At 19.4% G+C, this 978-nt stretch carries 2 protein-coding genes; both read left to right on the top strand.

Features of this window, described 5'->3' with window-relative positions; genetic code table 11:
* Positions 1-359 precede the first annotated feature (359 nt).
* Complete coding sequence (locus B5E58_RS13245) at positions 360-548, top strand: hypothetical protein (protein ID WP_088110100.1); 189 nt, start codon at positions 360-362, stop codon at positions 546-548.
* A 150-nt stretch (positions 549-698) separates the two neighbouring features.
* Positions 699-978, top strand: a 280-nt coding sequence (locus B5E58_RS13240; protein ID WP_242956682.1) for a TraX family protein, incomplete at its 3' end; no start/stop codon positions are given.

Raw genomic sequence — 978 nt, 5'->3', positions numbered from 1 at the left:
ATATAGTAGTATTAAATATAATTATTAAAATCAATGTAAGATTTTAATAATAGGGAGGATTGATAAATATTTTATAATTAAATTTATATTATTATGGAGGTAAGAGTTAAATATATTATTATGTTAAAAATTTATTAAGTATAATAAAAATGGGGGAGTTATTATAATAAGTAAAAATTGAAATATGTATTAAATAAATAATTGTGATAATCACAATTAAATTATAAATTTACTTAATTTTTATTATTATATAGGAAAGAGATTGAATTATAGTGAAATTTAAAAAAATTATGGCAATGACAATGTTAGTTTTAAGTGTAAGTAATTTAAATACTGCAAATATATTTACATCATAAAATATGGGTGTATCATCATATAAACCAAATATACAAATTGAAATAAGAACTACACAAAAACCAAACCAGTCAGAAATATGGGATTTTTCAAATAGTGGAACATATTATTTTTCTGGACAAGCAGCATTTGACAATTTATATACAGATTATATGTTTATGGGTTCTAAATCTTATGAAATAGAAGTAACTTAAATACAAGTGATAGTATATATATTAAATTTAGTGAACATTCTCATTTCGAAGGAAGTATTAGTGATTAATATTTAGATAGATAATAAAGAAGAAACTTTTATTATTATATAATGGTTCTCCTCTTTTATTATTTTTAAGGAGTGTATTTTAATGTCAACAACTATATTAAAGATAATAGCTTTAATAACAATGATTATTGATCATATAGGTTTATATATTCCAAATACATCAGAATATTTAAGGTATATAGGAAGAATATCAGCACCAATATTTTTATTTTGTTCTGTAATAGGCTATATTAATACACATAATAAGAAAAAATACTTATTTAGAATTTATATTTTTAGTATATTTATGGGATTTATTGATGCTGTTATATTAGTAAATGCTAATTATATAAGAACTATATTTATAACTTTAATTATAATAT

The sequence above is a fragment of the Tyzzerella sp. An114 genome, assembly GCF_002161055.1.
Lineage (GTDB): Bacteria > Bacillota > Clostridia > Lachnospirales > Anaerotignaceae > Fimicola > Fimicola cottocaccae.
This window is presented reverse-complemented; position numbering and strand designations above follow the sequence as displayed.

Excerpts from the sequence above, each read along its gene's own strand:
- B5E58_RS13245 (WP_088110100.1), top strand. The coding sequence starts at position 360 with ATGGGTGTATCATCATATAAACCAAATATACAAATTGAAATAAGAACT.